Genomic DNA, 1,060 nt, shown 5'->3' on the forward strand with positions numbered 1-1,060 from the left:
TTTTGCCTGCTGAAGCCAGAAGAATTCTCGACAAAATCGAGTTTTACTACACCCCTAAACATGGCAGTTGGCTCAATATGGCTGAAATTGAGTTGAGTGTTTTAAATCGCCAATGTCTCGACCGTCGTATTCCTGATAAACAGCTTTTGATTCAGGAAATCTCGGCTTGGGAAAATCGCAGGAATTCTCTCTCGTGTAAAGTTAACTGGCAATTTACTACTGCTGATGCTCGCATTAAATTGCTTCGTCTCTATCCGTCAATAACCCTTTGACTGTCTACTAGTAAGAAAGACCCTTTCATTTTCTAAAAAATTAGAAAATCATATCGGTGCTATTTTCTTCTTTGCTCACCATTTCAATTCATCCTTACCTCTTTAACACTGCCAGATTGAGTACTATGTTCATTCCATAGAAACCTAGCTAAGAGCGATGTCTAGAAACATCATGACAACGAATCCCAAAATTGTGCCAATTGTGCCATCACGCTCGATTCCAGCCTTCTGAGATTCAGGCAAAATCTCGTCACAGATCACAAATAGCATGGCTCCAGCCGCAAAACCCATCGCCCAAGGTAAGATGCCCTGCGCCACACTAACGACACCGACACCAAATAATCCACCGATGGGTTCCACTAAACCCGTAAGTAACGAAATCCATAGAGCATAACCTACGCGATAGTTCTGGGCGACCAGTGAGAGAGCTACAACTAAACCTTCGGGCATATTTTGTAAGCCGATACCCAGAGCCGTAGCAATGCCATCATTCACATTTCCTGAACCAAAGCTCACGCCAACCGCCATTCCTTCGGGGAAGTTATGCAAAGTAATGGCGGTGATAAATAGCCAAATCCGCGATCTCTTATTGTCGCAGTTGCCATCGACACCCTTTAGGAAATGCTCGTGGGGAAATAAGCCATGAATTATAGCTATAGCCAGCTAGGTTAGGACATAAGATATAAAGCAAACTAGTTGACTGAGGAATAATAATGCCAAAACCATATAGTTACGATTTGCGTCAAAAGGTAATACAAGCAATCGAAATGGATGGACTGAAGAAGAAT

General features: G+C 42.6%; 2 protein-coding genes and 1 pseudogene. 2 read left to right on the forward strand and 1 reads right to left on the reverse strand.

From position 1 onward, the window contains the following. Both B9G53_RS02655 and B9G53_RS02660 read left to right on the forward strand, forming a co-directional pair. A partial coding sequence (locus tag B9G53_RS02655) for a transposase (RefSeq protein ID WP_176453063.1) occupies positions 1–272 on the forward strand: 272 nt, incomplete at its 5' end. Positions 273–279: 7 nt separating this feature from the next. Beyond that, positions 280–378, forward strand: a pseudogene (locus B9G53_RS02660) (IS1 family transposase); the annotation flags it as partial. 38 nt (positions 379–416) lie between these two features. On the opposite strand, the gene B9G53_RS02665 reads toward B9G53_RS02660, so the two are convergent. Then, entirely contained in the window at positions 417–935 is a 519-nt protein-coding gene (locus tag B9G53_RS02665; protein ID WP_094528771.1) for a ZIP family metal transporter, read from the reverse strand. Positions 936–1,060: the final 125 nt, after the last annotated feature.

This window comes from Pseudanabaena sp. SR411 (genome assembly GCF_002251945.1).
Classification (GTDB): Bacteria; Cyanobacteriota; Cyanobacteriia; order Pseudanabaenales; family Pseudanabaenaceae; genus Pseudanabaena.